The following is a 26,835-nucleotide window of genomic DNA, read 5'->3' as shown; positions in this document are numbered from 1 at the left end:
GCATAGGCAAGGAGGGGATGTCCGTGGCAAGCATTCAGGTAATGGATACCCAATTGGCTAACTTAATAGCGGCTGGTGAAGTAGTTGAGCGGCCGGCCTCTGTCGTGAAAGAGTTGGTAGAAAACGCGATTGATGCGGGAAGTACCCGTATCGAAGTGCATTTGGAAGAAGGTGGTTTGGCTTCCATTCGCGTAGTAGATAACGGATGTGGCATGGTAGAGGAGGATTGCCGTTTAGCGTTTGAGCGGCACGCTACCAGCAAGTTGAAACGCGAGCGTGATCTTTCTCATATCCGTACACTTGGATTCCGTGGCGAGGCATTACCCAGCATTGCGGCCGTTTCACGTACGGAGATTAAGAGTACGCCCCGAGGCGAGCAAGGTGGTACACGCATTCGTATTTCGGGAGGAACAGAGGAAGTATGTGAACCGGTTGCATTTCCCCGTGGCACGGAAGTTGTTATATCGGATCTATTTTATAATACACCGGCTCGTTTGAAGTATATGAAAACCATTCATACGGAGGTCGGCCACGTGTCTGATGTGATGAATCGTCTGGCATTGTCGCATCCGAACATTGCATTTCTGCTTACGCATAATCAGAAACAGTTATTACGAACGTCAGGAGACGGGCAACTGCTTCATGTCATTGCGGCGGTGTACGGTATGAACCTTGCTCGCAGCATGGTTCAAATCGAAGCCGAGTCACTTGATTTCAGTTTATCCGGGTATCTTGCCAAACCGGAAATCACCCGGGCAAGCCGCTCGTACATCTCGACATTGATTAACGGGCGCTATATACGAAGCATGGGACTAACAAATGCAATTCTGCGCGGTTATCATACTCTGCTGCCAATTAACAGATATCCGATTGCGGTGCTCTCCCTTGAGATGGAGCCAACGCTGGTCGATGTGAATGTTCACCCGGCCAAGCTTGAGGTTCGTTTTAGCAAAGATCAGGAGTTATATGCATTCGTTGAACGAGAAGTCAAGCAAGTCTGGAGCAGTCAGAAATTGATTCCGGAACCGAGCCGGAATTCTTCGTCAGGTCCGCGTCCGAAGAATAATGAATACCAGGCATCTATGGATTGGACGTTATTCGTACCAGATAAAGAAGAAAAACGTCTGGTTTCTGCACCTGACCCGGAATGGAGAACAGAACGGTTGGAAGGGCGAAAAAAAGATGGTATCTGGTCTATAGAACAATCGGTTGCAGAAAGAGATACGGAAACAGGCAACAGATGGGATTTGCCCGGTTCCCCCTCAGTTTCTAGCCCAAGTCAAGAAGAGAAGGAAGCAGAGGAAAGCTTGTATTATACGGAACCGGGATCGGATTATGTCGCAGAGCAGCAAGAAACAGCAAACAGAATGGACGAACCTACCGCAGTAACGCAAGTTTCGCCATCGGTTGAGCATGAAGAGTACGATTCGGCTAGTCATGAGGAGGAAGTGGCGGAGCGCAACCTGCGTGTACCAGAGATGTATGCGCTTGGCCAATTGCATGGCACATATATTCTGGCACAGAACCAGGATGGAATGTTTATGATCGACCAGCATGCGGCGCAGGAACGTATTTTTTATGAATACTTTCTTAACAAACTGCGTGAGGAAGCGGTAGAGAGTCAGGAACTGCTAATCCCAATCACGCTGGAACTGACAGCGGCTGAAGCGGCTGCCGTAGATGAGGGGCGTGAATGGTTTGAACGTGTAGGCGTGCATATGGAATCATTCGGCACGAACAGTTATATTATCCGTTCTCATCCGCGCTGGCTGCCACGCGGTGAAGAAGAAGGAATTCTACGAGAAATGGTAGAGATGGTCCTCACATCAAAGAAAGGCATCGATGTTGTAAAGCTGCGCGAAGCAGCCGCTATCACGATGTCGTGTAAAGCCGCCATCAAGGCGAACCGTTACTTGAACCATGCCGAGATAGAGGCGCTTATCGAGCGATTGCGTCGGACAAGCAGTCCATTTACGTGCCCGCACGGTCGCCCGATTATTATTCATTTCTCAACATATGATATTGAGAAGATGTTCAAACGAGTGATGTAAACACTCTGGATATATAAACGGAAGGAGAAAGGTGGAGAGCCCGGTAATAGCAAGGGTTTTCTGCCTTTTTATTTTTGTTCTTTTATTAGAGAGATAAAAATATTGTTATTATGTGGGGTGAGAATAATGCCAAAACAAAGAAGTGAGATGAAAGTTCCAGATCCGTTTGTTATGAATGAAGATTGTGTTAATCATTCAATAGCGGAATTTCTCATAGCTAAAGGATTTCAGCATGTAAAATATCTTACGGGGAAACAAAAAGGAATTGATGTCGAGGGAGAAAAAGATGGATGGTTATTACATGTAGAATCAGAAGGCTCTCATGCTATTGAACATAATGAGGATACAGTGTTTGGAACTAAACAAATTAAAACACATACGTATGTTCAAATCGGAAAATTAATGGAATGTAAAAACAAAAGTAACGAAAATATCTTGTTGGCATTAGCGAATCCAGATATACCAAGAATCAGAAGCAGAGTAAACAAGGTCAGTCTATCGTTAGATATGTTAGGTTTTATACGATTATGGGTACAAGAAGATAAAACTGTAAAGATAGAATATCCAAAGCAGTTACAAGATTGTTTATCTGAGCTAGGACTAATTTATATAAATTACACTTGATATTTTGACAGGGTAGCGTGGTTGGAGGTAGGAGGCTCGGAAAAAAGAAGAGGTTGGATGCGCCCTGCGCTCCAGCAGAAGAAAGGCAAACGTGTCTTTTTCCGACTGCTCCCCCCTTAGGTCTATTATACAAAATAGCGAACGTACGCTTCAATAATTATTATAATTTTTCCTCGTACAGTCTCTTTTTTGATACAAAGAAGAACCCACCGACTTAGGTTGGTGGTTTTTTCATGTTTTCTTTTACTTACTTTCTTTATAAAATTATTAAGAGAAGAAGGTGAGAGAATGAAGAAAATACATATTTCCAAAGTTGATGGGAATGGAGGAGTCGTTCTTCCAAAAGAAATTCAGAAGCATATAGAGAGTGGGGTAGTAGAAGTTATTGTAGAAGACGACAAGGTAATTCTGAAAAAAGTTGCTCCAGATTATGGATTTACATGGAATGGAAGGAACCCATCGGCTTAGGCTGGTGGTTTTTTTATTTCTGAACAGCCGTCTGCTTCATAAACTCATTTACATTCCAACTTTGGAAAGATGAAATTGCTTGCTACTCACCTTTATGTGGGGATTTTTCTTGTTTTGCCGCTTTGAATGAGATATACGTGCGTAAAGTGCTCAGTAATTGCTAACAACAGGCCGGTAAGTATAGCACCGAGTACAGTCACTCTAGCTCCGATAAAAAATAAAGTCATAAAGTAAACAATAACAGAGGAGGCAACAAAGTCCATACCTGTATTCATCCAAAGTGTTCCTTCGCGTAAAAACAGATACTCCATCATCGTTCCAGCTAGGGCTAAAACCAAACCGACGACGATAGGTTGAGAAAGGGCAGAATAGTTTACGTTGGGAAATAGATAGGAGGCCAGGATAACAACTAGCGGGCACATGATAATTTTCATTAAAAGAGTGGTCAATGGAATCGCTCCTTAAAATTAGTTATAAGGTTATATTTTCCACTGATATGTTTTTTATTCATAAAAAAATGTCCTCTTCGGATTCTTGGTTGAGAGAGAACAAAAGAAAAGTGTGCTTTTTTACAGTATTAAAAACAAATCCTTATAACATGCTATGTACGTAGTCACTCAATTTTTTGATAAAGGGGTGTTTATTGTGCAATTAGCAGCACATGAGGCGCATGATTTACATGAACTTGCAATGAGTTGTGTAAATTCCATTACAAACATGGCGTATTTTTTGCAGCACGTACAGGATGCAGAATTGAAAGGGATTATCGAGAGGCATTTTCCGCTTCTATTCAAGATTACAATATGAAGGCTGAGTATTTAGGAAGCGCCAATGGAGCAACATCAAAGCTTCAAGTTCCTGCTCTTAATCAATCTTTACAATATTTTATCAAGTTGTACAACAACCAGTTCCAACTATGTAAATAAATATTATGTATAATTTCCATCCTATGCGGAAGTTTAAGACTAGTACTAACTAATATATAGCATAGGAGGATTACATTATGGCTCAACAACAAAGCAGAAACACCAACAATTTAGTCGCTCCACAAGCGCGTGCAGCACTGGATCAAATGAAGTACGAAATCGCTTCTTCGTTCGGAGTACAACTCGGCCCGGATACAACCTCTCGTCAGAATGGTTCCGTTGGTGGTGAAATTACAAAACGTCTTGTCCAAATGGCCGAGCAGCAATTAGGTGGACGTATTCAGTAGAACGAGCATAGAGAGAATATAGGAAAAAGCCTCCCGGAATCAGCGGGAGGCTCATTTATTTTTTGTTACAATCACTTTTTGTCTTTTAGTTACTTACATGCCTTAGGTATATTTTCATTCAAGATTTTTCATATTAACAGATGTGAGAATGCACCAAGAAAAGAGAGGGTTGATTGCTTTGTTTCCGATGGTGCTAAGCAGAGGGAAGAAATGAATACCGCCGAGAAGAAAAGTATAACATTAACCCAATATATTCTAACCATTCACGGAGTACAGATGGGCCAAGATGTCCTAACGCTTCCTTCAGATGTAGCAAGGATAGCAGATACAGATGGATGGATTTCCGTTATTATTGGCTGGATTATAACTATGGTTGTAAGTTTATGTATTGTGCGTATTATGGCAAAACATCCAGGGGATACTTTCCTGGACGTGCTCGCAAAATATTTTGGGAAATGGATGGGGACAGCTTGTATAGTCATTTGGATTTTATATTCTCTTCTAGCCGTTATTGTGCTTCTCTATTTTACAGTATTGATTCTTCAAATATTCATTTTGCCTCAAACACCTAGTTATATATTAGTGCTCCTCTGTATAGTACCCGTTTATATGGTTATCCGTGGCGGGACTCGGATATTAGGGCGTTATGCAGTGTTCGTTTTTTTCTTTACGCTTTGGATACCTGTATTGTTATTAATACCATTAGGAGATGCACATTCAGTTTTTTTATTACCAGTACTAAAAGAAGGGATATTTCCCATCTTGTACTCAATAAAAAATACTGTATTAGTATTTGTTGGTTTCGAAATAGCGTTTATTCTTTATCCTTATTTAAAACATAAACAGATGGCAGCAAAAGGAATTATTATTGCGAATAGCTTGTCTCTAACTGTTTATCTTCTCATTACCTTGGCCTGTTTTGTTTATTTTAGCCCAAATGAAATTACCCAATATCCATGGTCGACGCTTACGCTTGTAAAACCCATTCAGTTCCCATTTCTTGAACGATTTGAAATCATTTTTTTGTCATTTTTTCTTTTCCTGTTTTCAACATCAATTATTCCTTACGCCTTTTCAGTTACAAATAGTGTGGAGCAAATTTTTAATAAAAAAGATTGGCAGCTGCCTATATATATCTTATTGCTTCTTTTGCTTGTCGCATCCTTCTTTTTCAAACTAAACTATAATAGGCTTGAAACATTACGCACATGGTGGGGCTGGTCTGGTGTTGCTGTTGCCTATGCCTTTCCGGTTGTAATTTTTTTGTATATTACAGTCTATGCGTATTTGAAAAATAAACGTAACTGAGCTATGTGACTGATTTTTGTACACATGGTAGAATATGTGTATTGAAATAAGGGAGGTAGCTATCTTTATGAAAGTAGTAAAAGAACTTAGGAGTTGGATGGGTCCAATTGGAATTGGTTTTATAGCATCAGTATTTATTAGCATATTTGTTTTTCAGCCTTATAAGGTGGAAGGGCATTCCATGGATCCTACTCTGCATGACCAGGAGCGAATATATGTTTCGAAACTATCACATACGTTTTCCAAACTTCCTGACTATGGTGATATTGTTGTTATTGACAGCCGTGTTGATCGAGATCGTACTTTTAAAGATAGCATTGTAGAACATCCATTTTTTCAACTTATCGCTGGAAATACAAATGAAGAAATTTTTTATGTAAAAAGAGTGATTGGTAAACCAGGAGACATATTAGAATTTAAAAATCACAAAGTGTATCGAAATGGGGAAGCAATACAAGAGCCTTATATTAAGGAAGCGATGGAGTTTGAATCAGACAAAAAATGGGTTGTTCCAGACGATCATATTTTTGTGATGGGGGATAATCGAAATAATAGCAATGATAGTAGAAACATTGGCTTTATCCCTCTTGATCACTTTATGGGTATTAAGAAATTACCGTAACAGTTTAGTATTGAAGGCAGAAAGTCAGGAGAACCCTGACTTTCTTAGCTTATGAACGATGCACTTTTTTACAAGGATATTGGTTCTTTAGAAAGAGAGAGGCAATAACAGGTGTTAAATAAGGCTTTCAGAACAAAGATGGACGGATTATATATTGTTGCTATATGCCATTAGTATTCACTAACACAATTCGCCATCCATCTGGATCTTCGATGGTAATACTATTTTTCTCCCAATTAGAGTTGGATAAGTGAAGGAGCCGTTCCAGGAGAGTACGCTTTTTTGTTGCTGAGAAAAACTTCCTCGTGTAAAATTAATTGGTAGGAGGAGTGGAAAATGAAGAAAATACGAGTTATTGCCTTATTAATTATTATGTCATTGTTAGCCAGTATATCTGTTCCAGCTTTTGCTGCGAAATCTGTTAAAGGAGATGTTGTATACACAAGCAAAAAATACGGATTTTCACTTAAAATTCCAGCGTCATGGAAAGGAAAATATGTAGTCCAGGAAGCTACATTTCCTATAGATGGATATAAGGGTGTAAGCTTTAATGTATATTATAATAATAAAAAGCAGAGTTATCCGGTTTTGACCATCATTACTTCTAAAAGTAAGCAAAGTATAGTGGAAAACCCATTTGCTAAATATTTAGGAGCTAAAAAGGGAGTATATTATGGTTATATTTGTAATGTTGGAGATGCAGATGCGTATCTTTTAAAACATCCTGCTGTGTTAAATATGATCAGTAAGATGACCGCCGAAGATGCTCCGAAAGTAGCTAAAACATTTAAATTTATTAAATAAGCACAGTGTTTTCTATGCTATCTTCGCTATACCTGTTCTTATGTAGCGATGTGAGCAGTGGAAGATTTTAAATAAGGCACCCTTTGGGTGCTTTTTTTATTAGAAAAGGTGAAGAGCGATGACAAAAAACAAAGTGTGATATAGGCATTAAATTTCCTAACTGTGGAATCTTAATAAGGAAAGGGAGGTGAGTACTAATGGATAAAAAATCGGAAAAGGAAAATAATTTTCTTCCTGTAAATCGATTTGCCTCCAATAAAAATCAATATGTAGACGAAAAGGCTAATATTGAACCATTAAGCTTTATTTCAAGCGATGATATCCGGGCAGACAGTGAAGAAGCAAATCAAGAAACTGATTATCAATTTTTATACTGGCAGTAAGTATGAGTGGCTTTCAAGGATATTGTAATAAATACGATGACTTTTTTTAAGATATAAGGGAATGATAAACCTGTTACTATTTATACGGGAGGAAGCCAAAGTGGATACGTGTTATTACTGCGGATATCCGATGGAAAATATTCATTGCATTACTCTTTATAAGGAAGATAAAGAACATAATGAACTTTTATGCAGTGAATGTTATGCCGAATGGTTGGAATCTATAAAGGGATAGCAGGAGAATATCATGGATGAAAAAAAAACGTGGGATTTGATTTCAATTGCATCCATTCCCCTTGTCATGACATTGGGGAATTCGATGCTTATTCCCGTCCTGCCTATTATGGAGAAAAAACTGGCGATTTCTCCGTTGCAGGCCAGCATGGTTATTACCGTTTATTCTGTAGTAGCTATCCTTTTTATTCCAATAGCTGGATTTCTCTCCGACAGGATGGGACGAAAAGTAATTATTATTCCCAGTTTAATCATTGCTGGCCTGGGAGGCCTTTTGTCGGGATGGGCAGCTTGGAAAATGTCCCATCCCTATTTTATGATTTTGGCAGGCCGTTTACTACAGGGGATAGGCGCGGCAGGTGCTTTTCCTATCGTTATGCCCCTTATCGGGGATATGTTTCAAAGAAAAAGCGAGGTAAGTGCAGGGCTGGGGTTTATTGAAACCTCCAATACGTTCGGTAAGGTATTAAGTCCGGTTTTAGGAGCTGTCTTAGCATCCCTTCTATGGTATATTCCTTTTTTTTCTACACCTGTTTTTTGTTTGATTTCTGCATTGCTTGTAGCTTTTTTTGTGAAAACGCCGAAGGAAAAAAAAGCACCTAAGGATTTCAAATCTTTCAAAGCCTCTATTGCATGGATTTTTCAGACAGAAGGACGCTGGCTGTATGCGATTTTTTCCATCGGCTGTATTTCCATGTTTGTTTTGTTTGGCGTTCTTTTTCACCTATCGTCTGTACTAGAAAATCAGTACAAAATTGAAGGAGTAATGAAGGGCATGATTCTGGCCATTCCTTTAGCAGCGCTATGTATTACGTCTTACATTACGGGTAAAGCGATCGGTGAGAGTAAAATAGTAATGAAATGGATTGCGTTTTCAGGGATGTTGCTTTTATCGGGAAGTATACTTTGGATAAGCTTCTCGAATGGTATCTATCTCCTTATTTTTGCGCTTTCTTTAAGCGGGATTGGAATTGGCGGAGCACTACCTAGCCTTGATGCTTTAATTACACAAGGATTTGGGAAAGAAGAACGCGGAACCATTACTTCTTTATATAACAGTGCACGATTCATCGGTGTAGCACTTGGACCTCCCGTCTTTGCTTTTTTGATAAAGTTCTCCCATAAGACATTATTTTTTTCAGTTGCTGGAGCGTGTATAGCTGCCGCGATTCTTTCATTGTTTGCGATTAAGCCTCCGGGCAAGCCACCTACAAAGGGAACGATTTTCTCAACCTCGGTGTCGAAAAAAGAACGAGCTAGATAAAGTTAAGTAAACTACGTTTTGCATAGAGGAAAAAAAGTGAAGTTGTCAATGATTCCTTTTTTTAATACTTAGTAAAGTAGAAGGACACCATCAGAGGTTGGAACAAACATATCCGCCTTTTTTCTGCCGGGACGCAGGGCGTATCCACCCTCTTCTTTCCTCATTCCTCCTACTTCCAACCACGCTGCCCTGTCAAAATATTAAGTGTAACTTATATAGTATGTACAATTGAAGTAACCCCACAGATAAAAAAATTCAAGAAGCTAGTGTAGCAGCAAAGGATTTTTACATAACGTGGTTGTGGACGGTAAGGATATATAAAATAAAAAGGGCCACAGTATGTATTAATGGGTAAGCATGACAATGATGCAGTAAAAAGGGTTAGTTCTTAGTTATAAAGGAAAGGCTTTAACTAAGGAGGGAAGCCTCATGAAATTCAAGATCACAGAGCATCCGATTCAATTGCTAATCCTTGGTGTAGCATTAATTGTTACTGTCGTTCTTATTTGGAAATGGGCTGTTTGGATGGATAATCAGTTTGCCAAAAAAAATAAATTGTAAGATACTTTGCGATAAGACACCCCCGCTACCTTATTCCAGATGGCGGGGGTGCTTTTATTTATTTTTCATTTCTGCAAAGCAAGAAGTGCAGATTTTTTTGCCTTTATATTCAGAAATACCTTCCATAGAATTACAGAAAATGCATCCAGGAGTATACTTCTGTAGAATAATTTGTTTACCATCTACAAAGATTTCCATGCCATCTCCGTGATGTATGCCCAATTTTTTTCTTACCTCCATTGGAAATACGATTCTTCCGAGAATGTCTAATTCGCGGACAATACCTGTTTCATTCATGCGGTTCTCTCCCTATTTGTAATATCTTACTCTCGTTATTAGATTATATAGAAACATTTACACGCACTCAATAGTGATAACATATGTTTCCACATTCATTACTGCAAAGTTGCATGAAAGAAACTTTTCTGTATGTTCTAAATATATAGTATTGACATTAGTCAAATAAAGCGGTAAAATCCTATTATTCTTATAAGAAATTGAAAATCACATAGTATTCTCTTATGAAGAGAGAGGGAGGGACTGGCCCGATGAACTCTCGGCAACCTGGTGTGCAAAGGTGCCAAATCCAGCGGATACTTCCGGAAGATAAGAGTGGTCTTTCTATAGATATGATCAATCCTCTTCTTTTTGGAAGAGGGTTTTTTTACGTTTTTATACTCATTAAACCTATATATACTATGGATTTAATGTATCAAAGGGGGAAATACAAAATGGCAGTCAATCTTGAAGATTTGCGGAGAGGAGTGACACTTACGCCTTCCTCCTCTTCTTTAGCCGAAGAAGAGGTTACGTTTAAAGGCAAAATGAAGGCTCTTTACCGCAAAGTATGTGTGAACTATTGGCCCTATTGGACAGCGGTACTCACAGCAGCAATACTCAATGTTTTCTGGTTTGCACTTTCAGGTGGAGCCTGGGGGGTAACCACAGAATTTACGCGTTGGGGTGGTCACCTGCTTGCGCTATTTGGTATAGACGTTAGTAATTGGTTGTACTTTGAACAAATTAAAATGAGAGATATGCCGTGGGATCGAGGCTCTGGATGGCTTATTTTCGGTATGCTGGGCGGTGCATTGATGACTGCGTTTTTAAGTAATAATTTCAAGATACGCGTTCCACAGCAGAAAAGCCGTCTTGTACAGGCGTTTATCGGAGGCATACTGACTGGATTCGGCGCTCGTCTGGCTATGGGGTGTAATCTCGGTTCATTCTTCAGTGCAATACCACAATTCTCACTGCACGGATGGATTTTTATGCTAGGCATGTTCCCAGGTACGTATTTGGGAACAAAAATCGCTCTTCACCCGCTTATTATGGGGAAACCGAAGCGCAAAAAACGAGGAAAGACCGGAGCGAACTTTGGTCAGGTAAGCCCACGTGTACAGACGGTGCTCGGTATCGCTGTAGCGATAGCCATCGTGCTTGGAAGCGTGTATTATTTTAGCTTTGATAAAAGTAAATTAGCTTTTGCCCTTTTGTTTGGCGCCGCTTTTGGGATTTGCATTCAGCGTGGTCGCATTTGTTTTACATCCGCGTTTCGTGAATTGTGGATTACGAAGCAGGGAGCCTTAGGACGTGCCTTAGCTCTAAGTATGATTGTATCAACTATCGGCTTTGCTATTTTAATGTCACTTGGCGTGGAAGCGAAAGCGGAGCCTGCTAGTCTTGGTGTATTCATCGGAGCCATTATTTTCGGTATCGGCATCGTGCTGGCTGGCGGTTGTGAGACAGGCTGGATGTACCGCTCTATGGAAGGCTATGTCCAACTATGGTTTGCTGGTCTCGGAACCATCGTAGGCGCTACATTGTTGGCCTGGTCATGGGACCGTGCTGGTCTTTATCAATTACTTGTTGCTCCTTATTCAGAAGTCAATTTGGTTGAAAGTTGGGGATGGAGTGGGGCTATCTTTGGTACCGTTGCTCTGCTTGTAACCTGGTATCTATTCATCACTTGGTGGGAAAGCCGAGATTCTCAGAAAAAGCTTACCAAATAACTATTATGTAACGATAAGAAAGGGGAATATACCATGAATCAGAATATCAAAATTGCTCGTACACTTGATTTACAAGGGGAGGCGTGCCCTTATCCGCCGATTTATACAATCGAGGAATTGAACGATATGGAGCCGGGTGAAGTATTGGAAGTCATCGTTGACCATCCGCCATCCCTTACGAACGTTCCTGAAGAAGTTGTACGCAACGGCCATACTGTGCTTGGTGAACCTGTGCGTAATGGGGCAGTTTTCCATCTTTATTTTCAGGTAGCTGAAAAATAAAAAGGAGGACCCATTATGCACATTGGCATCATGATTACTGCGGCTCCGGGTTCCGCTTCCTTGTTTACGGCCGAACGTTTGATTCGCGCCGTACTCGCAAGGCAATGGAACATTTCTTTGTTTTTCATGGATAACGGAGTACAGGCAATGAATCGCTTCTTACCTCTGCTTACTGACGGTCAGCCACCCAGCTCTGAAAACAGACTGCAATGTATTGTATGTGCCCATAACTGCGAAGAGAGGGGCATCCAGATTTCATCGGAGATAAAGGCCGGGAGTCAAGCTGACTGGGCCCGTATCGTGAATGAAGCGGAAAGGGTGATGGTATTTGGCTAAGTCAGTAGCGGTTATAATAGAACATTCACCAATGAATACCCATCGTACATCGGAAGGGCTGCGTATGTCGGTTGGTCTCGTACTGGGAAAACATGACGTACAGGTGCTGCTTTTCGGTGAAGCGGCCCCCGCCGCCTTGCCAACTACACCCGCGCTGGTCAGTGCGCACGAATTACAAAAGCATATCAAGGCGCTCGTCATGCTGAAGCGTCGGGTTATTGCAGAGGCAGAAGCACTGAATACACTCGGTTTGACGGAATCTGAACTGCTCAAAGGCGTAGAACGGATGTCGCGTACTGAAATGATTCGTCTTGTACGCGAGGCGGATGCGGTATTTCGCTATTAGGAGGAGTTTTCGTGGAGAAGGCACTTTTTATTTTAAGCAAACAAAAGGATCAAATAGCCGATGACATTATAGCGGAGACAGGCAATGGAACTGTTGTGCTTGTGCAGGACGCTGTATACCGCCAGAACGAATGGTCGCTGCCCGTCTATGCTGAAAAAGACGATGTAGAAGCCAGAGGAATTCGATCCCGATACGAATTAGTTGAAATAGAAGAGATTCTGGATTTGATAGAACTACACAGTCACGTAATTGTTTTATAAAAAACACAAGGAGGAATCAACGATGAGTGAAACAATATTGCATAATGAAGAAGAAACAGTTTTAGACGCCCTTGGTGAGGTGTGTCCCTATCCTCTGTTAAAAGTACAAATGGCAATGGAGGGAGTAAAGTCGGGCGGAATCCTACGCGTCCATTTTGATTGTGGGAAAGCCACAGAAACCATCCCTGAGTGGGCAAAAGAGGATGGACATGAACAACTCTCATTAGAAGAACACGGGGATCAGTGGACCATCCGCCTGCGGAAAAAAGCAGAATAGCAGACCGAAAGCCAGGCATTTACACCTGGCTTTTATTTTTGCCGACTAATGCCTCATCAATATAATAAAAAATGGAATTGAAACGATGAATAGTGCAGGGATTTTACAGGTTAATGTACATAGAAGAAATAACGATTTTATTATTGATATTATCGATACAGGGATAGGTATGCCTTTTTATTATACAAAAGAAGAGGGAACGTGTTTTTCGATTACCATCCCTCATATGTTGAGTGAATATTCGTTTTACTCTGAATAAAGAACATAAAGTTTAACTCTTTTGTTACTTTTTATATCTGCTGCTAAAGTAAAATAGAAAAGAATGTTTAATAAGCCTATCATAAAGATAAGAGATGATTGCGATTATTTTGTTATTAAGGAAGGGTACGGCGTATGTTCAAAAGAAAAAAATCGGTTGGACGTTATTAGGAATCACAGGAAGTGTATGTATCTGTTTATTTTTATTTGGCATTTTTCAAAAAACGTTTTTTCAAGAAAATAAGAAAGAACATATTCCTGAAATACATATAAATAATAAGGCAGCGAGTGAAAAATCGCTGGTAAATAAATCGTTTATGATGCTTGATAAAGATTATACCGATCCGTCCCTTCCCTACGCCTCTTTTGCATATTTGAAATTTACGGAAGAATCTAAAGGAACGGTAAAAGGTGTATGGGATGAAGTTTTTTGGTATGGATATCGTTTTTATAAACTGTCTTCTTCCTTTACCGGATCAAAAAAAGATAGCATTGTGAAACTGAAATCGACATACAGGCCAGGTTCTATTCCAGGGCACGGGTATTTGGGAGACTCACGTCAGTTCGTGATTGGAAATGAAGCATTAAAGGATGGTAACCAGCGTTTTACTATCACAGATGAAAGGACAGCGCAAACCATTATGAAATACATTGAAAAAGATTATGAGACTTTCAAAAAAGTACATAGCTCCTGAAAATTGGATTAGAGGGTGAACCTCTCTTCTGACGAATAATAAGCTGGAAGAAGAAAAAGGGGGCATTTGATGATACGCCGTGCAAGTAAAGAAGATGTAAATATATTAAGTGAATTATCGTTTCGCTCAAAGGCTTATTGGGGTTATAGTGATGAGTTCATGAAAGCGTGCCGAGAAGATTTGAAAGTGACAGAGGAAGACATAAGCACCTCTCATGTATATGTGCTTGAAGTACATAGGGAGATTGTTGCATTTTATAGGTTAGTATATGAGATGGAAGACGCTGAGCTAAGTAATTTCTTTGTCGATCCTGTTGGTATTGGTAAAGGATACGGAAAATATGTATGGCATCATCTTATTGAAACCGCAAAACGCTTGGGAATAGAGAAGTTTCTTATACATAGTGACCCGTATGCAGAAGGGTTTTATAAGAAGATGGGAGCCATACGTATTGGCGAGGTACAATCTACTGTATTTCCCGATAGGAAGCTCCCTTTAATGCAGGCTATGGTCAAATCATAAAACACACCCTGGATAATAAAACAGTAATTCAGCTTGTAATCTATGTATGATTCGTTTTCGTATAAAATACGCATAAATTCCCATACTGAAAAAGAGTGTCATGGACACAAATACGTTAGAGGGGGAATGTGTGATGCGTAATCAATCGGTACAGGACGCCCAACAATCGTTAAACAATGCATTCCAGGCTGTTAGCCAGCTTGAAGGTACACCGAATGAAAAGCAAGTAATGAACAGTGCACGCAATGCAATGGAACATGCCCGTCGTGCTATCGAACAGGCGCGAAATCATGGGGAGCAACAGACTGTGGATGAGATGGAGCGGCAAATCGGGGAGCTTCAGGCGCGTTTTGAGTCAGCCCAGGATGACAGCGCTAAGCATATTAATTAGCAATACCAAAAAACTCGCGGAATTTATCCCGCGAGTTTTCTATTTGATAAACAATAGCGACTGTATGTAAATGCTTTTAGTGCTCTAATAAGCTGTGTAAAGGCACGTTTTGTTCATTCTCCGGCTGATTAAGAGGATAAATTCTGGCTGTTTCTGTTTTTTCATCGACATATTGAATATAGATTGGAACCCCTTCGTGTGTAACGTTCGCCATTACAGGTGAAGCGGCGATTTCTTTAGCGCGCTGTGTATTCATTTTATTGTCCTCCTTATAATTTGTAGCAATTATAATATGTACTCGAAATCGGATATATATTCTTCATTTTTGGAGAAGGGAAGGTCCGTAGAAAAGAGGCAAAGAAAAATCCTCTAAAAACACATACATTTTATTTAAAATCACATAAGAGATATATTTTTGAATGGCAGATGCTTCTTGAAATAGCATATTTATAAGTTAAAATATAATGCAAATGGTAAAATTATGTATTCGAATAAAGCGGAGGAGAGGGTGGTAGAATTGGAACAACAAAAATATAAAGTACTTACATTGGATAAAAGGCTAGACTTTATTGAACAGACATATGAATTAAACCAGGCGGCATGGCCTGAATTTATGTTGCATGATGAGATAGCAGATACATATTGGGAAGAACTTATAACAGATTTCTCCTCGTTGCAAGTGTGTGTGTATGACGAAAAGGAAAAAGTCATCGCTGTCGGAAACTCCATTCCCTTTACCTGGAATGGGCAAATCGAGAGTTTGCCTGCGGGTTGGGATCAAGTTTTTGAACGCGGAATGCAAGAGCGGAAGACCAACGGTAAACAAACAGCCTTATCGGCTTTGGGAATAGCGGTACATCCTGATTACAGAGGTCAGGGCTTGAGTCAGGTACTGCTGCAAGAGATGAAGAAGCTGGCGGAGAAAAATCAATTTCAGGCATTTGTTGCTCCGGTTCGTCCTATATTAAAAAGCAAATATCCTCTAACTCCCATCGAAAAATACATACATTGGTATCAAGAAGACAATGCCCCTTTCGATCCATGGATTCGGCTGCATTGGAAGCTGGGCGCAAAAATCTTATGTCCGATTCAAAAATCAATGGTTATTAAAGGGACTGTGAATGAGTGGGAGGAGTGGACAAACATGCGTTTCCCTGAAACGGGGCAGTATATTATCCCGGGAGCACTGCAGCCTATTAAGATAGACGTTGAGAAAAACTTCGGAATATATGAAGATCCTAATGTATGGATGCAGCATATATGAATGAAGTTTATAATGTTGAGCAAGCTTATATTCATAAAAAAGAAGGAAGCGGGATAAAGGTGGAGTGCCCGCTTCCAAGGTTAGAAGGTGACAAATGAAGAGAGTACTTGTCAGTACTTTATTTTATAAGCAAGTATCATGCCAATTTAAAAACGAGGGAAATTCGCTTATATTTCTATATGTTTATTTAAAAATGCATAAAACAACGTATACTTGCATAGTTTATAATTCATTTTTGAAGAAATAGGCAATTCATTTTCGATTTATAGTACAAGCCAGTAGTTGTCGACATGAATAAAATGTAGTAAAAAGGGGGTGGTTCTATGAATATTGATCCCTTTTGGGCTACATTTTTCGTTGTGCTAGGTGGAGTAATCGGAAAGCTGATTGATTTTTTTATTGGTCGCCAGCGAAATCAATTGGAAGAAAAAATACATTTTATTGACGATATTCAGGAAGAAATTTTACGCTTGCAGACACGAGTTACACATTTGGAAAAACAAAATTATGATTTGCTCGTTAAGATGGCTGAATTGCAGGCAGAGAATGGCAGGCTACAGGCGGAGAATGAATGGTTAAAGGAGAAGGTAAGCAAAATGGAACAGAATAATTGATATATGGACAAAAGAAATCCGTCAGACAAGCTGGCGGGTTTCTTTGTTATGATACAATAAGAGGCATTTTAACTTTTTTGCAACGATTTCAGTAAGCGGAGCACTATAATAATAAAGTAAGGTTTTGTACCGGAAGAATAAGGGAGATTTTTATAATGAAAAAAAGAATTGGACGATGGGTATGTCTTGCCGCTGTGCTGGCGCTCATCAGTGGGTGCGCAGTCTTGACAGAGCCAAGTCATTTAATGAAGACGCCGAATGCCAAAGACGAGCAGAGGGCGATTTACCAGGCTGTGATACGAGCCTTGCCGTCAGGGGCAAAGTTGCTGGCTCCCTCGAAGCCGGAGAGGACAAGCCCGATTGAGCTAAAGGACTTGGATGGCGACGGAGAAGAAGAAGCGATAGCTTTTTATAAAACCAAAAAAGATGATTATGCGATATATATCCTGGTACTGCGTAGGGAAGGAGACGAATGGAAACGGATAATCGCTGAGCAGAATATAGGCCAGACATTGTACTATGCAGATTACCAGGATGTAACAGGAGATGGGACGTTAGATATTATTATGGGAATCGGTAGCGAGGAAGCGATAGAACCAAATGATTTAATCGTCTATGCATTGCAAGGAGATAAATTGAAACCGTTGCTAAATCGCCCGTACACAGAAGTAGCGGTTGGTAATCTGGATGAAGACAAGGCGGCAGAACTTGTCGTATTTTTGCATGATCGGGAAAAGCTGACTGCGCAGGCACAAGTCTATAAGATGAAGAACGGTTCGTATACAGTTGTCGACACGCTGCCGATGGACGGAACGATTAATGGCTATGAACAGGTAGAGATCGGTCGTGCTACACGAGAGAAGTGGGGGGTTTTCGTTGATGTTGGGGTCGGTGCGCATTCAGCGTACACCGATTTATTGATCATGGAGAATGGAAAGCTTAGGAATGTATTTACAGCGGGACGACCGGAGGAAGCTAGTGAAAAGACATGGAAAGCATACAGCGTTCCGAGTGAAGACATCAATCATGACGGCATTATGGAAATTGCTACACTTATCGAGCCGCCCGGAGTGGAAGACGACATCGCAATGGCAAATATGCCATGGATTACATCCTGGAGCCGCTGGGACGGAAAAGCAGGCCTTATGCCTGTACATGAGAACTACAACAATTATGAAATCGGCTTTCGTTTTGATTTTCCGAGTAACTGGACGGGGAAAGTAACACTTCAGACGGAAGAGAAAGAGAATAGTGGCTCCGTATCTTTTTATTATACTGGGCAGAAAGATGTGGCCGAGCAGTTGCCGCTTCTGGCGACCGTTGAATATTATGCGCGGGGCATCTGGAAAAACAAAGAGAAAGAGCTTGCAGAGAAGGGGATGTCTTACATTCGTTTGCAGAATGCGGGCGATTACGTGTTTATTGCATACCTTCCCGAGCAACCCCTGAGGCTTTCGGATTCTGCTAAGGAAGAATATGACCAGATGCAGTTATCGCAAGAGGAGATAGAAAGCTTATTTCAGACAATCCGTTTTTAAATGAAACTGTAAGGAGAAATACGATGACAAAAGTGTTATTGCTGGAAGATGAAGAGAGTATTCGAGGGTTTGTACGCGTTATTTTAAAGCGTCAGGGATTTGAGATTGTAGAGGCGGCCACAGGTGAAGAAGCGCTTCGCATTGCCGAGCAGCATTCGGATTTTTCTTTGGCAGTGCTTGATGTTATGCTGCCGGGTATTAGCGGTTTTGATGTGTGTAGAATATTGCGCGAACAGAATCCTCGTCTGGGCATTATTATGCTGACAGCGAAAAGTCAGGAACAAGATAAGGTAGAAGGACTTGGCTGTGGGGCGGATGATTATATTGCGAAACCGTTTGGAACTGCAGAGCTGCTCGCGCGCGTAAATGCGCTGTTGCGACGTGTAAACCTGGACGGAGAATCTTCTGCCTCCAATACGATTGCTCTAGCTCCCTTTCTGCTTTCGCTGGATAAGCGGACATTGTATAAACGGGAAGAAGAAGTAGAGTTGACTCCAAAAGAGTTTGCTATTGTAAAGTTGCTTATGGAGAAAGCCAATACGGCAGTGAGCCGGGACGATATCGTTAATATGGTATGGGGAAGGCATTATATCGGAGATTTAAAAACGGTAGATATTCACATTCGAAGACTCCGTCAAAAGCTTGAAGAAGATCCTTCCCATCCACAATACATTGAAACGATTTGGGGATTTGGTTATATGTGGAGGCGGGAAGGAAAGCATGAAGGGGATTAAAGGACGTATTGTCCGTAATTTCGGTATCGTTATTCTCTTAATTACACTTGTTCTTGAAGCGCTGTTTTTGTTTGCAGTTCGGCAATATTACTATGGCAGCGCAATGGACTCACTACAGAACCAGGCTGCGGTGGCGACAGCCTACTACAACAAATACGCTTTTTCATATAACGTGAAAGAAAAAGCCAAATATATTTTTGAATCTGACGCGAGATCTGATTTTCCCATCTTCGAGGTCATTGATTGGGATTATACGACCGTTATGACCTCATATGGATCGTCCGGGCAGCAAATCAATACGTCTGACGTGAAAACCGCCTTGTCAGGCGAAACCGGAACGTGGCGGGGATTTTCCCCCGATACAGGAGAGAGCATTATCGCGGTTTCGAATCCGCTTCGAACAGGTTCTAGAACACTTGGTGTTTTGCGGTATACGGTATCGGCCGAAATGTTGGATACGACGGTACGCAACATTACAGGTATTGCCCTGCTTATTGGTATGCTGGCCGTTGCATTCGCGTTCGCGTTCAGTATCATTCTGGCCAAGCGAATCGTAAGACCGATTGAAGAGGTAACGGCAGTGGCCGAGCGGATGGCTGGAGGGGATTTTACGACACGTGCTGTTAAGCAGCATGATGACGAAGTAGGGGCTCTGGCAGAGACGCTGAATTATATGGCAGATGAAATTACGAAAACGGATAAGTTGAAAAATAACTTCATATCTTCTATTTCTCATGAATTACGCACACCACTGACTTCGATCAAAGGATGGGGTGAGACGCTTTTATCAGGAAATCTGCGCGATTATGAGGAGACGATGCTGGGCCTTAGTGTAATGGCAAAGGAGACCGATCGTCTTATTGGTTTGGTAGAAGATTTACTGGATTTCTCCAGGCTTCAGGCTGGAGAAATGAAGATGGATCTAGTTGTGTTTGATTTGCGTACGCTTGCAACAGAAGTCGGAGAGCAGTTCGGCTTTCACGAGAGGAATAAGAAGTTGAAGTTAACAGTACGAACAGCAGCGGAACCTTTACCTGTGTTCGGAGATAGTAATCGGATAAAGCAGGTGCTCGTTAATCTGGTGCATAATGCGTATAAATTTACGCCTGTGGATGGTGCAGTGACGGTTACTGTGTATTCGGAAGAAGGACAGGCTCTGTTGGAGGTGCAAGACAACGGGGAAGGCATGAATGAAGAGGAAGTAAGACGGGTGACAGAGAAGTTTTATAAAGGGGAGACGAAGCAAGCGGGAAGCGGACTGGGACTTGCGATTTGCAAGGAAATTATAGAACTGCATAAGGGAATGTTGCATATCGAGAGCCGAAAGGGAGAAGGCACAAAAGTGACTGTCAGCATGCCTTTATACAAAAAAGAAGAGAAAGACGAAAAGCATAAATAACATGAGGGGCAGCGGAGAGCATAGAAATGCTCTTTTTGGTTGGACCGCTGCCGACCGGATTTGCCGGGAATAGCGGCTATTTTTTATAGTATTTGCCGAGCGGTGTTCGCTTGAGCAGCGGAAGCAGAATAAGCGCGAGAATTGCACCGGTCAGACTGCTAATAAGGAACGGAGGAATGAATGCAAAAATGCCAAGATGCTTACCCAACAGCAGAACTGCGATAGGCACCGACAGCAAGGAGCCAATGATTCCCGTTCCTATTACTTCGCCTATGGCTGCGCCGGATGCACGACGGGTTTTGCGGTAAAGATATCCGGCAAGCCAGGCACCGACCATACTTCCCGGAAAAGCCAGTATCGTACCAAGGCCAAGCATGTTGCGTACCAATCCAATCATGAAGGCGATAGTAATGGCCGCGCCAGGACCAAGCAGAACGGCAGAAATAACATTAATGGCGTGCTGTACCGGGTATGCTTTGGCGACGCCTGCAGGGAACCAGAGAAAGCTTGAGCCTAAGGTTCCGATAGCTGTCAATAGTGCCATAAATGTAAGGCGTACGGTAGGTTTCATTATGTAACTCCTTCCACATGCATGCTTTAAAATAAGAAGAACAAGAAGCGGAATCACCGCAGCGAGTATGAGTATACCGTGATTGTACCGAAGTGTCTACCTTAAGATATCCTAGTATGGAAGGAAGATAGGAAAAGACAGAGAGAAGAAGCCAGGTGATATATATCTGGCTGAAAAAAGGGAGATTGGCGTATGAATCGCCTCCTTCCAACCACGCTACCCTGTCAAAATATCAAGTGTAATTTATATAGGAAACTTTCATCATTTTTTGATGATAGCTTGACTTGCACTTTTTATTTATTTAGAATTGTTACAAATAAAAAGTTGCAATCAGAATGAAAGAGGATGATAGAATATGAAAGTTATGGTAGTTGCCGGCAGTGCACGAGAGAAATCGAATACGAGAGGATTGGCCCAAACAATAAAAAATCATCTGGAACAGCTGGGCGTAGATGTTTTGTTTTTTGATGCGGGTATACATGAACTTCCGATATATAAAGGCGGTACGGAAGCAGAGCATCCGAATGTTATGCAATTGACACGATATGCGGAAGAGGCAGATGCCTTTTTTGTTTGCACGCCGGAATATCATAGTGGTATGAGCGGTGCATTGAAGAATGCTTTTGACTTTTTGAACGGGGATTACTTCCGTGGCAAGCCGGCGATGATTGCAGCTGTCGGAGGCGGAGGCAAAGGTGGAATTAATGCATTGAATGATTTACGTACCGTATTACGTGCCTTGTATGCATTCGTATTGCCTGAGCAGTACATTACCGATGCAGTATGTTATAACGATCGTTGTGAACTTGTACACGAAGACAGCCGAACGAAATTAAACGATATGGCGCAACAGTTGGTGCGTGTAACGGAAGCGCTGGGCAAATAGATGCTTCTTTGTAGTAAAGAGGAGGGAGCGAAAGTATGATGGGCAGGAGCCATCTGGCGCTTGGTGCCCTTGCTGGCGTAGCGGTGGCAAAGCTAACGGGAGCCGATATGATAGACGGCGCCGCTGCGGTAATGGTGGCAGCCGTCTCCGCGTTGGTGCCTGATTTGGATTCGGATGGACTTTTGACGCGTAAACTGACAGATCGTCCATTGCGCTTCATTCGCTTATTCTCCGGGTATATTGGTGTTCTCCTTATTTTGCTAAGCTATTTTCCGGATACACGCAACGGACAATTTCTTACCGCATTCATGGGGCTGATGTTTCTCGGAGTTGGCTTCATATTCAGGGATCATGCTTCACGTAAATGGATGGTTACGTTACTCGGCCTGTTGGTTATGGGAAGTGCAATCTATTTGCAATTTGGCGAAAAAATGCTTAGTTTGAAACGATTTCCTTATGAAGTGTTGCATTCCGATTATGCATGGGTGCTTGGACTGGGATTGTTTATCGCTATTGTTCCGCACTTTTCCCATCGTACATATACGCATACGATTTGGGCGCTGTCGGCTTGGGGATATGTATGGTTTTATGCTGAGGCGTCTCTCGGGATGAGAGGACTGTTTCTTTCGGCAGTGTGTGGCTATGCATCGCATCTTCTGGCTGATACATTGACTGTGGCCGGGATACGCTATTTGCATCCGTTTCCTCCTTTGATCAAAGTTCCGCTTATTCGTACAAAAAAGGATGGACGCAAGGAAACAGCTGTCGTCCTGATAAGCAGCATCATTGTGCTGCTTCTATGTTTCGGTATGCTTCCTTTATGATTTCTTCTTGAAATTTTAACGTATTCTTAATATAGTTAGGTCGTCAAAGAGAAATGGATGATTGTCCGGCTGCCTCTTGGGGCGGCCTATTTTTAATGAATGTATTAAAGATAATTGAGATAAAGGGGTTTAACGCTATGACAGAATTAGTTTCGGTTATTGGAACAATCTTCGTGGATTGTAAGGGATTTGCTAGACAAAACTATCAACCGGATACGCGCAACATCGGTAATGTACAATTCGTGCACGGTGGTGTCGGACGTAATGTGGCAGAGAACTTGGCCAATCTGGACCTTCCGATCGCATTTGTGTCTTCTGTGGATGACTCCGGACTTGGCCAGGAAGTAATGATGCGCCTTAAAGATTTGTCCATTGATACCGAGTATGTGCAACCATGTCCGGCACAGGGAATGGGAATGTGGCTGGCGATTCTGGATGAGCACGGGAATTTGGCTGGATCCATTTCCCAGATGCCAGTGTTAAGCGCATTGGAGACTATGATGGAGGCGCGGGGGGAAGAGCTTGTGCGAGCATCTTCTCATGTCGTGCTAGAATTAGACCTCAATGAGAGAATTGCCCGACGCGTGCTGTCGCTGGCGAAACAATACGACCGGCCTGTATATGGTATTCCGGGAAATCTGGAAGTTGTCATGAAACATCCCGATCTTCTGATGGGGCTAGAGTGCTTTATTTGCAATAACTATGAAGCTGATATGCTTCTTGGACTGGACTTTACCCATATGGATACCGAAGAACAATCGCATGCATTGGCAGACTTCGTGCATCGTACAGGTTTAGTATCCATGGTAGTGACCTTGGGTGAGATGGGTGCGGTATACTATGACAGTCGTAGTGAAAGGATGGGCCACCAACCTGTATTCCCTGTTACATTGGTCGACTCGTCGGGCGCAGGTGATGCGTTTTTCTCCGGTACGGTGATGGGGATGATACGCGGCTTGCCATTAGAGGAAGCAGTAATCTGTGGAACGAAGGTAGCCGGTTGGACGATTGAAAGTACGGAGAGCAACTGTCCAACATTAAAAGAGAATATGTGTGCCGATGATTTTTTTCAACGGATGCTTATAAAATAAAACCTCCATCATCAGTAGGGGAGTTCTTCATCCCCGACTGATGGTTCGTTGCACGTATCGTTTCGACATTGTTGCTAGGTGGACGGAATGGAGAGGTTTGCGCTAAGTCGTTCCATCATTTTCTCTGGAGCGGCAAGCGGTGCGAAGCCGAATCCGCCGTATAAGCTGTGTGCATCACGAGTAGCCAGGATAAAGCGACGTAAGCCTTGCAGATCCGGGTGGCGGATAATCGTATCGATGAGCCATTTGCCAAGTCCTTCCCCTTGGTAGGTATCAAGAATGAATACATCAGCAAGATAGGCAAATGTTGCCAAATCAGAAATAACGCGGGCGAATCCCACTTGTCGGCTTTCCGCATTACCCGGTACGCCGAGATAAACACCAAAGCATAGCGGCGTATGGATGACTGATTTGTGCACAGTCTCCCGAGCGATGCCTCGTGCCCAATAAGATTGCTTGCTTAAATAAAAGAAAACCATATCTTCATCAATCCAACGTTTGTCTGTAGAAATATAGAAAGGTCCATTTTGCAATAACGCTGAGGAAGCAGATCGGTTCACAGTCAAACCTCCTTGTCATCTGGAATTATCTAGATGGTACCATAGGAACGAGTGTTATGTCCTGCAATAAAACGCTGTTTTTGCCGGTTGTTTTAGAGGTAAAGGAATAAAAGATAATAGCGAATCATATGGAAATGAGGAGGAAGACAAGATTATGCGAGAACCGCAAACAACCGCGCGTGTCTACAATGATGAGACAAAATTACAGCATGACATCCAGGAATTGAGAGCATACGGCTACAAGCAGGAAGATATTTATATTTTAGCTGCAAATACTGACAAGCAGCGCAAGCTGAATGAGGTGAATCGTACACATAATGTTGAATGGCTTGAGGTAGGTTTGTGGGATTCGATGAAAAACTGGCTTCGCTCTGATGAAGAGAAGATAGGAAATCAGATGGAACATCTCGGAGTATCCGAGGAGGATATCAATGAGCTGGAAAAGAGGCTCGGCAACGGGGAATATGTGCTGGTTGTACGCGATACGACACGTGATAGTCATCACCCGTTCATCGATAGAGCCCATAACTACAATCAGGATCGGTAACAGTATACAGGCGTACCTTTTCTTTGCAGAAGGTACGCTTTTTTCATTTGGTGGAAATCCATGTATACGATAGAAAAAACGGAAAATACTACAGAAGGATAGTGGGAAAGAATGAGAGGGAGGTGGAAGAGAGTGAATCAACTTACGATTAGGGAACTGACGATGATGGAAGACGAGCTGCGTGCAGAGCAGATTACGGGAAAAACCTTAAACTGGTGTGCATCCCAGTGTCAGGATACATCCACTCGTGAATTACTTGAGCAGATGGCGGAGCAGCATCAGTTGCGGATCGCCGAACTCTCTCAGTATTTTAACCGTACGAATCACGTACAGTAACCTGGATACGAAAGGAGGAATACGATGCCTAACAATATTGATGGACGCGGGCTAACGGATCGTGAGATGATGCAGTTGTGCCTGGAGCTTGAAAAAGGACGGTGCCGAAGCATTGCGAACACAATGCTTGAGACGAGCCATGATGAGCTGCGCGCCATTTACCAGCGTTGCCTGGAGACTGCCATAGCAAATCAGCAACATATCTTCGTAACCATGCAGAAAAACGGTTACTACGTTGTACCACAGGCTACAGCGGATCAAATTGCCGAAGTACAGGGGTTACTACAAAACAACTTGAATCCAGGAAGTCCTGCATCCTAATATTGAAAACGAGGAAAGAACCGTATACGATTAAATTTTGCGGTTCTTTTTTTTATACAAGAAAATCTAAGTGAAATGTAAAAAACTTGGCAGATAAGGTTACAATGGAGATGACGGAGTGATTTTAGCAGAAGGTGGTGAACGACTTGTATCCAAAAGGACCTTTGCGTTTAATGTATCGCTTATATCGGTATATTTTTCCCACCGTTCGTATGGAAGTGGGACGCTGGCGTGAGCGAGCAGAACAAATTCCCGATGCTGAGCTGCGCAAGCAGGCTTTAGATAGTATTAGTAATAAGCTGTTTCATTGTGAAGGCGGTTCGGTGTATGCAGCCGCTCATATGGAACATAAGGATTCGCTTATTCGACTTATCGTAGCATACCAGACGATAAGCGATTATTTAGATAATCTGTGTGATCGCTCCACTTCGCTTGGGGCAGAGAATTTCGAGCGACTGCACCAAGCGATGCGGGATGCGGTATCTGGCACGTTCTCTCAGGTGGATTACTATGAATTCAATAAAGAGAAGGATGACGGAGGTTATTTAAAATCACTGGTCTTCGCTTGCCATGAGGAAATAAGGAAACTTCCTAGCTACTCTATCGTACAGAAAGACATCTACGAATTGGCTTCGTTGTATTGCGATTTGCAAGTACATAAGCATGTAATTAAAGAGCAACGGGAAGAACGGCTACTGACATGGTGGAAGGAGCACAGGCAGAAGGCACCGGAGCTAGCCTGGAACGAATTCGCAGCTGCCGCCGGTTCCACCCTCGGTTTGTTTCATTTATTTCAATTGGCCTCATATCCGAATATTTTTCGGGACCGGATTCAACTTATGAAAAAAGCCTATTTTCCATGGATATGCTCTCTTCATATTTTGCTCGACTATTTAATCGATCTAGAAGAAGATGAGGTCGGCGGTGATTTGAATTTTATTGCTTATTATGATAGTGAGCAAGCGATTTACGAGCGTATTCACTATATTGTGCAGGAAGCAAAGGAACATATCCGGCTGCTGCCAGATCGCAAGTTTCATAGCATGATCATAGACGGGCTTCTCGGACTTTATTTATCTGACGGCAAAGTACAGCGCCAGCCGATGGTGAAGCGCGTTGCGGGCTTGATTATTCGCTCTTCATCGTTTCCTACCCGGTTCTTCTTTTTGAATAGTCGTGGCTATCGTGGAAGCAAAGCGGTGTTACAAGCGCCCCCAACTGGTGAATAAGCAGGTTTTC

Annotated in this window: 38 protein-coding genes and 1 riboswitch; of the genes, 32 read left to right on the top strand and 6 right to left on the bottom strand. The window is 42.1% G+C overall.

All coding sequences use genetic code 11. From position 1 onward, the window contains the following. Positions 1-23: 23 nt before the first annotated feature. From mutL to AF333_RS23330, 3 genes are all read left to right on the top strand, one after another. Entirely contained in the window at positions 24-2,051 is a 2,028-nt protein-coding gene (mutL, locus tag AF333_RS23340) for a DNA mismatch repair endonuclease MutL (protein ID WP_139188827.1), read from the top strand. A 126-nt stretch (positions 2,052-2,177) separates the two neighbouring features. Beyond that, positions 2,178-2,675 (top strand): hypothetical protein, encoded by a 498-nt coding sequence (locus tag AF333_RS23335; protein ID WP_043067850.1) that lies wholly within the window; start codon positions 2,178-2,180, stop codon positions 2,673-2,675. A gap of 288 nt (positions 2,676-2,963) precedes the next feature. Further along, a complete protein-coding gene (locus AF333_RS23330; protein WP_043067849.1) occupies positions 2,964-3,143 on the top strand; it encodes an AbrB/MazE/SpoVT family DNA-binding domain-containing protein in 180 nt (59 codons plus the stop codon). A 92-nt stretch (positions 3,144-3,235) separates the two neighbouring features. Here the strand turns inward: AF333_RS23330 and AF333_RS23325 are convergent, their stop codons facing one another. Then, the gene (locus AF333_RS23325; RefSeq protein ID WP_235355988.1) at positions 3,236-3,592 is read right to left on the bottom strand and encodes a DUF2512 family protein; all 357 of its coding nucleotides are present in this window, start codon (positions 3,590-3,592) and stop codon (positions 3,236-3,238) included. 196 nt (positions 3,593-3,788) lie between these two features. Between AF333_RS23325 and AF333_RS33170 the strand changes: the two genes are divergently transcribed. The 4 genes from AF333_RS33170 to lepB all read left to right on the top strand — a co-directional run bounded on the left by AF333_RS33170 (position 3,789) and on the right by lepB (position 6,286). Beyond that, positions 3,789-3,950 carry a hypothetical protein gene (locus AF333_RS33170; protein ID WP_174762649.1) on the top strand — a complete coding sequence of 54 codons (162 nt, stop codon included), beginning with the start codon at positions 3,789-3,791 and terminating at the stop codon, positions 3,948-3,950. 196 nt (positions 3,951-4,146) lie between these two features. Then, the gene (locus AF333_RS23320; RefSeq protein WP_043067848.1) at positions 4,147-4,356 is read left to right on the top strand and encodes an alpha/beta-type small acid-soluble spore protein; all 210 of its coding nucleotides are present in this window, start codon (positions 4,147-4,149) and stop codon (positions 4,354-4,356) included. A 210-nt stretch (positions 4,357-4,566) separates the two neighbouring features. Continuing rightward, entirely contained in the window at positions 4,567-5,664 is a 1,098-nt protein-coding gene (locus AF333_RS23315) for a GerAB/ArcD/ProY family transporter (RefSeq protein WP_043067847.1), read from the top strand. 67 nt (positions 5,665-5,731) lie between these two features. Next, positions 5,732-6,286: a signal peptidase I gene (gene lepB, locus AF333_RS23310; protein WP_043067846.1), complete on the top strand. Its 555-nt coding sequence runs from the start codon at positions 5,732-5,734 to the stop codon at positions 6,284-6,286. A 160-nt stretch (positions 6,287-6,446) separates the two neighbouring features. Here lepB and AF333_RS37725 read toward each other — a convergent pair whose 3' ends face one another. Next, positions 6,447-6,554, bottom strand: coding sequence for a hypothetical protein (locus tag AF333_RS37725; RefSeq protein WP_407638693.1), 108 nt, complete (start codon positions 6,552-6,554; stop codon positions 6,447-6,449). Between the two features lie 68 nt (positions 6,555-6,622). Between AF333_RS37725 and AF333_RS23305 the strand changes: the two genes are divergently transcribed. The 4 genes from AF333_RS23305 (at position 6,623) to AF333_RS36990 (ending at position 9,532) form a co-directional block, all read left to right on the top strand. Then, positions 6,623-7,090 (top strand): hypothetical protein, encoded by a 468-nt coding sequence (locus AF333_RS23305; RefSeq protein ID WP_043067845.1) that lies wholly within the window; start codon positions 6,623-6,625, stop codon positions 7,088-7,090. A 197-nt stretch (positions 7,091-7,287) separates the two neighbouring features. Further along, entirely contained in the window at positions 7,288-7,473 is a 186-nt protein-coding gene (locus tag AF333_RS23300; RefSeq protein ID WP_043067844.1) for a hypothetical protein, read from the top strand. A gap of 247 nt (positions 7,474-7,720) precedes the next feature. Then, the gene (locus AF333_RS23295) at positions 7,721-8,971 is read left to right on the top strand and encodes an MFS transporter (protein WP_043067843.1); all 1,251 of its coding nucleotides are present in this window, start codon (positions 7,721-7,723) and stop codon (positions 8,969-8,971) included. A gap of 429 nt (positions 8,972-9,400) precedes the next feature. Then, the gene (locus AF333_RS36990; protein ID WP_255322195.1) at positions 9,401-9,532 is read left to right on the top strand and encodes a hypothetical protein; all 132 of its coding nucleotides are present in this window, start codon (positions 9,401-9,403) and stop codon (positions 9,530-9,532) included. A gap of 54 nt (positions 9,533-9,586) precedes the next feature. Here the strand turns inward: AF333_RS36990 and AF333_RS23290 are convergent, their stop codons facing one another. Then, positions 9,587-9,829 carry an AbrB/MazE/SpoVT family DNA-binding domain-containing protein gene (locus tag AF333_RS23290; protein ID WP_043067842.1) on the bottom strand — a complete coding sequence of 81 codons (243 nt, stop codon included), beginning with the start codon at positions 9,827-9,829 and terminating at the stop codon, positions 9,587-9,589. 219 nt (positions 9,830-10,048) lie between these two features. After that, positions 10,049-10,145: riboswitch (SAM riboswitch) on the top strand. A gap of 118 nt (positions 10,146-10,263) precedes the next feature. Here AF333_RS23290 and yedE point away from each other — a divergent pair. From yedE to AF333_RS23245, 9 genes are all read left to right on the top strand, one after another. Continuing rightward, the gene (yedE, locus tag AF333_RS23285) at positions 10,264-11,544 is read left to right on the top strand and encodes a selenium metabolism membrane protein YedE/FdhT (RefSeq protein ID WP_158502509.1); all 1,281 of its coding nucleotides are present in this window, start codon (positions 10,264-10,266) and stop codon (positions 11,542-11,544) included. A gap of 33 nt (positions 11,545-11,577) precedes the next feature. Next, complete coding sequence (locus AF333_RS23280; RefSeq protein ID WP_235355989.1) at positions 11,578-11,826, top strand: sulfurtransferase TusA family protein; 249 nt, start codon at positions 11,578-11,580, stop codon at positions 11,824-11,826. Between the two features lie 15 nt (positions 11,827-11,841). Next, positions 11,842-12,162, top strand: a complete 321-nt coding sequence (locus AF333_RS23275; protein WP_043067841.1) for a DsrE family protein — start codon at positions 11,842-11,844, stop codon at positions 12,160-12,162. Continuing rightward, a complete protein-coding gene (locus AF333_RS23270) occupies positions 12,155-12,508 on the top strand; it encodes a DsrE family protein (protein WP_043067840.1) in 354 nt (117 codons plus the stop codon). Before AF333_RS23275 ends, AF333_RS23270 begins: the two co-directional genes overlap by 8 nt. An 11-nt stretch (positions 12,509-12,519) precedes the next feature. Then, positions 12,520-12,768 (top strand): hypothetical protein, encoded by a 249-nt coding sequence (locus AF333_RS23265; RefSeq protein WP_043067839.1) that lies wholly within the window; start codon positions 12,520-12,522, stop codon positions 12,766-12,768. A gap of 22 nt (positions 12,769-12,790) precedes the next feature. Next, positions 12,791-13,045 carry a sulfurtransferase TusA family protein gene (locus AF333_RS23260; protein WP_043067838.1) on the top strand — a complete coding sequence of 85 codons (255 nt, stop codon included), beginning with the start codon at positions 12,791-12,793 and terminating at the stop codon, positions 13,043-13,045. 353 nt (positions 13,046-13,398) lie between these two features. Next, complete coding sequence (locus AF333_RS23255; protein WP_043067837.1) at positions 13,399-13,998, top strand: hypothetical protein; 600 nt, start codon at positions 13,399-13,401, stop codon at positions 13,996-13,998. A gap of 69 nt (positions 13,999-14,067) precedes the next feature. After that, on the top strand, positions 14,068-14,520 hold the full coding sequence (locus AF333_RS23250; RefSeq protein ID WP_235355990.1) for a GNAT family N-acetyltransferase: 453 nt from the start codon (positions 14,068-14,070) through the stop codon (positions 14,518-14,520). A gap of 133 nt (positions 14,521-14,653) precedes the next feature. Then, a complete protein-coding gene (locus AF333_RS23245; RefSeq protein ID WP_043067835.1) occupies positions 14,654-14,911 on the top strand; it encodes a hypothetical protein in 258 nt (85 codons plus the stop codon). A 76-nt stretch (positions 14,912-14,987) separates the two neighbouring features. Here AF333_RS23245 and AF333_RS23240 read toward each other — a convergent pair whose 3' ends face one another. Continuing rightward, the gene (locus tag AF333_RS23240) at positions 14,988-15,167 is read right to left on the bottom strand and encodes a small acid-soluble spore protein H (RefSeq protein WP_043067834.1); all 180 of its coding nucleotides are present in this window, start codon (positions 15,165-15,167) and stop codon (positions 14,988-14,990) included. A 225-nt stretch (positions 15,168-15,392) separates the two neighbouring features. On the opposite strand from AF333_RS23240, the gene AF333_RS23235 reads away from it, so the two are divergent. The 5 genes from AF333_RS23235 (at position 15,393) to AF333_RS23215 (ending at position 20,460) form a co-directional block, all read left to right on the top strand. Beyond that, positions 15,393-16,175 (top strand): GNAT family N-acetyltransferase, encoded by a 783-nt coding sequence (locus tag AF333_RS23235; RefSeq protein ID WP_052812328.1) that lies wholly within the window; start codon positions 15,393-15,395, stop codon positions 16,173-16,175. Between the two features lie 323 nt (positions 16,176-16,498). After that, on the top strand, positions 16,499-16,789 hold the full coding sequence (locus tag AF333_RS23230; RefSeq protein WP_043067832.1) for a hypothetical protein: 291 nt from the start codon (positions 16,499-16,501) through the stop codon (positions 16,787-16,789). A gap of 155 nt (positions 16,790-16,944) precedes the next feature. After that, positions 16,945-18,327, top strand: coding sequence for a hypothetical protein (locus tag AF333_RS23225; protein WP_043067831.1), 1,383 nt, complete (start codon positions 16,945-16,947; stop codon positions 18,325-18,327). 23 nt (positions 18,328-18,350) lie between these two features. Further along, positions 18,351-19,061 carry a response regulator transcription factor gene (locus AF333_RS23220; protein WP_043067830.1) on the top strand — a complete coding sequence of 237 codons (711 nt, stop codon included), beginning with the start codon at positions 18,351-18,353 and terminating at the stop codon, positions 19,059-19,061. After that, on the top strand, positions 19,048-20,460 hold the full coding sequence (locus AF333_RS23215; RefSeq protein WP_043067829.1) for a sensor histidine kinase: 1,413 nt from the start codon (positions 19,048-19,050) through the stop codon (positions 20,458-20,460). The genes AF333_RS23220 and AF333_RS23215 overlap by 14 nt, the downstream gene beginning before the upstream one ends. A gap of 76 nt (positions 20,461-20,536) precedes the next feature. Here AF333_RS23215 and thiW read toward each other — a convergent pair whose 3' ends face one another. Further along, on the bottom strand, positions 20,537-21,031 hold the full coding sequence (gene thiW / locus AF333_RS23210) for an energy coupling factor transporter S component ThiW (protein WP_043067828.1): 495 nt from the start codon (positions 21,029-21,031) through the stop codon (positions 20,537-20,539). Positions 21,032-21,386: 355 nt separating this feature from the next. Here thiW and AF333_RS23205 point away from each other — a divergent pair, with 355 nt between their 5' ends. From AF333_RS23205 to AF333_RS23195, 3 genes are all read left to right on the top strand, one after another. After that, positions 21,387-21,917 (top strand): NADPH-dependent FMN reductase, encoded by a 531-nt coding sequence (locus AF333_RS23205; protein WP_043067827.1) that lies wholly within the window; start codon positions 21,387-21,389, stop codon positions 21,915-21,917. A 35-nt stretch (positions 21,918-21,952) separates the two neighbouring features. After that, on the top strand, positions 21,953-22,741 hold the full coding sequence (locus AF333_RS23200; RefSeq protein ID WP_052520562.1) for a metal-dependent hydrolase: 789 nt from the start codon (positions 21,953-21,955) through the stop codon (positions 22,739-22,741). 137 nt (positions 22,742-22,878) lie between these two features. Then, a complete protein-coding gene (locus tag AF333_RS23195; protein WP_043067826.1) occupies positions 22,879-23,832 on the top strand; it encodes a carbohydrate kinase family protein in 954 nt (317 codons plus the stop codon). Positions 23,833-23,906: 74 nt separating this feature from the next. Here the strand turns inward: AF333_RS23195 and AF333_RS23190 are convergent, their stop codons facing one another. Further along, the gene (locus AF333_RS23190; RefSeq protein WP_235356699.1) at positions 23,907-24,392 is read right to left on the bottom strand and encodes a GNAT family N-acetyltransferase; all 486 of its coding nucleotides are present in this window, start codon (positions 24,390-24,392) and stop codon (positions 23,907-23,909) included. A 154-nt stretch (positions 24,393-24,546) separates the two neighbouring features. Between AF333_RS23190 and AF333_RS23185 the strand changes: the two genes are divergently transcribed. The 4 genes from AF333_RS23185 (at position 24,547) to AF333_RS23170 (ending at position 26,825) form a co-directional block, all read left to right on the top strand. Beyond that, positions 24,547-24,939 (top strand): general stress protein, encoded by a 393-nt coding sequence (locus AF333_RS23185; RefSeq protein WP_043067825.1) that lies wholly within the window; start codon positions 24,547-24,549, stop codon positions 24,937-24,939. A gap of 132 nt (positions 24,940-25,071) precedes the next feature. Further along, the gene (locus tag AF333_RS23180) at positions 25,072-25,275 is read left to right on the top strand and encodes a hypothetical protein (protein ID WP_043067824.1); all 204 of its coding nucleotides are present in this window, start codon (positions 25,072-25,074) and stop codon (positions 25,273-25,275) included. A 24-nt stretch (positions 25,276-25,299) separates the two neighbouring features. Then, on the top strand, positions 25,300-25,596 hold the full coding sequence (locus AF333_RS23175) for a spore coat protein (protein WP_043067823.1): 297 nt from the start codon (positions 25,300-25,302) through the stop codon (positions 25,594-25,596). 146 nt (positions 25,597-25,742) lie between these two features. Beyond that, positions 25,743-26,825: a tetraprenyl-beta-curcumene synthase family protein gene (locus AF333_RS23170; protein WP_307723421.1), complete on the top strand. Its 1,083-nt coding sequence runs from the start codon at positions 25,743-25,745 to the stop codon at positions 26,823-26,825. Positions 26,826-26,835: the final 10 nt, after the last annotated feature.

It is taken from the genome of Aneurinibacillus migulanus (genome assembly GCF_001274715.1).
In the GTDB taxonomy this organism is placed as follows: domain Bacteria; phylum Bacillota; class Bacilli; order Aneurinibacillales; family Aneurinibacillaceae; genus Aneurinibacillus; species Aneurinibacillus migulanus.
The sequence above is the reverse complement of the archived record's forward strand: the minus strand, read 5'-3'. Positions and strand labels throughout refer to the sequence as shown.

Excerpts from the sequence above, each read along its gene's own strand:
- AF333_RS23315 (WP_043067847.1), top strand. The coding sequence starts at position 4,567 with ATGAATACCGCCGAGAAGAAAAGTATAACATTAACCCAATATATTCTA.
- AF333_RS36990 (WP_255322195.1), top strand. The coding sequence starts at position 9,401 with ATGAAATTCAAGATCACAGAGCATCCGATTCAATTGCTAATCCTTGGT.
- lepB (WP_043067846.1), top strand. The coding sequence starts at position 5,732 with ATGAAAGTAGTAAAAGAACTTAGGAGTTGGATGGGTCCAATTGGAATT.
- AF333_RS23185 (WP_043067825.1), top strand. The coding sequence starts at position 24,547 with ATGCGAGAACCGCAAACAACCGCGCGTGTCTACAATGATGAGACAAAA.
- AF333_RS23295 (WP_043067843.1), top strand. The coding sequence starts at position 7,721 with ATGGATGAAAAAAAAACGTGGGATTTGATTTCAATTGCATCCATTCCC.
- AF333_RS23280 (WP_235355989.1), top strand. The coding sequence starts at position 11,578 with ATGAATCAGAATATCAAAATTGCTCGTACACTTGATTTACAAGGGGAG.
- AF333_RS23230 (WP_043067832.1), top strand. The coding sequence starts at position 16,499 with ATGAATATTGATCCCTTTTGGGCTACATTTTTCGTTGTGCTAGGTGGA.
- AF333_RS23175 (WP_043067823.1), top strand. The coding sequence starts at position 25,300 with ATGCCTAACAATATTGATGGACGCGGGCTAACGGATCGTGAGATGATG.
- AF333_RS23220 (WP_043067830.1), top strand. The coding sequence starts at position 18,351 with ATGACAAAAGTGTTATTGCTGGAAGATGAAGAGAGTATTCGAGGGTTT.
- AF333_RS23240 (WP_043067834.1), bottom strand. The coding sequence starts at position 15,167 with ATGAATACACAGCGCGCTAAAGAAATCGCCGCTTCACCTGTAATGGCG.
- AF333_RS23260 (WP_043067838.1), top strand. The coding sequence starts at position 12,791 with ATGAGTGAAACAATATTGCATAATGAAGAAGAAACAGTTTTAGACGCC.
- AF333_RS23235 (WP_052812328.1), top strand. The coding sequence starts at position 15,393 with ATGTATTCGAATAAAGCGGAGGAGAGGGTGGTAGAATTGGAACAACAA.
- thiW (WP_043067828.1), bottom strand. The coding sequence starts at position 21,031 with ATGAAACCTACCGTACGCCTTACATTTATGGCACTATTGACAGCTATC.
- AF333_RS23200 (WP_052520562.1), top strand. The coding sequence starts at position 21,953 with ATGATGGGCAGGAGCCATCTGGCGCTTGGTGCCCTTGCTGGCGTAGCG.
- AF333_RS23195 (WP_043067826.1), top strand. The coding sequence starts at position 22,879 with ATGACAGAATTAGTTTCGGTTATTGGAACAATCTTCGTGGATTGTAAG.
- AF333_RS23290 (WP_043067842.1), bottom strand. The coding sequence starts at position 9,829 with ATGAATGAAACAGGTATTGTCCGCGAATTAGACATTCTCGGAAGAATC.
- AF333_RS23225 (WP_043067831.1), top strand. The coding sequence starts at position 16,945 with ATGAAAAAAAGAATTGGACGATGGGTATGTCTTGCCGCTGTGCTGGCG.
- AF333_RS23300 (WP_043067844.1), top strand. The coding sequence starts at position 7,288 with ATGGATAAAAAATCGGAAAAGGAAAATAATTTTCTTCCTGTAAATCGA.
- AF333_RS23215 (WP_043067829.1), top strand. The coding sequence starts at position 19,048 with ATGAAGGGGATTAAAGGACGTATTGTCCGTAATTTCGGTATCGTTATT.
- AF333_RS23255 (WP_043067837.1), top strand. The coding sequence starts at position 13,399 with ATGATTGCGATTATTTTGTTATTAAGGAAGGGTACGGCGTATGTTCAA.
- AF333_RS23250 (WP_235355990.1), top strand. The coding sequence starts at position 14,068 with ATGATACGCCGTGCAAGTAAAGAAGATGTAAATATATTAAGTGAATTA.
- AF333_RS23205 (WP_043067827.1), top strand. The coding sequence starts at position 21,387 with ATGAAAGTTATGGTAGTTGCCGGCAGTGCACGAGAGAAATCGAATACG.
- yedE (WP_158502509.1), top strand. The coding sequence starts at position 10,264 with ATGGCAGTCAATCTTGAAGATTTGCGGAGAGGAGTGACACTTACGCCT.
- AF333_RS23330 (WP_043067849.1), top strand. The coding sequence starts at position 2,964 with ATGAAGAAAATACATATTTCCAAAGTTGATGGGAATGGAGGAGTCGTT.
- AF333_RS23320 (WP_043067848.1), top strand. The coding sequence starts at position 4,147 with ATGGCTCAACAACAAAGCAGAAACACCAACAATTTAGTCGCTCCACAA.
- AF333_RS23335 (WP_043067850.1), top strand. The coding sequence starts at position 2,178 with ATGCCAAAACAAAGAAGTGAGATGAAAGTTCCAGATCCGTTTGTTATG.
- AF333_RS23245 (WP_043067835.1), top strand. The coding sequence starts at position 14,654 with ATGCGTAATCAATCGGTACAGGACGCCCAACAATCGTTAAACAATGCA.
- AF333_RS23275 (WP_043067841.1), top strand. The coding sequence starts at position 11,842 with ATGCACATTGGCATCATGATTACTGCGGCTCCGGGTTCCGCTTCCTTG.
- AF333_RS23305 (WP_043067845.1), top strand. The coding sequence starts at position 6,623 with ATGAAGAAAATACGAGTTATTGCCTTATTAATTATTATGTCATTGTTA.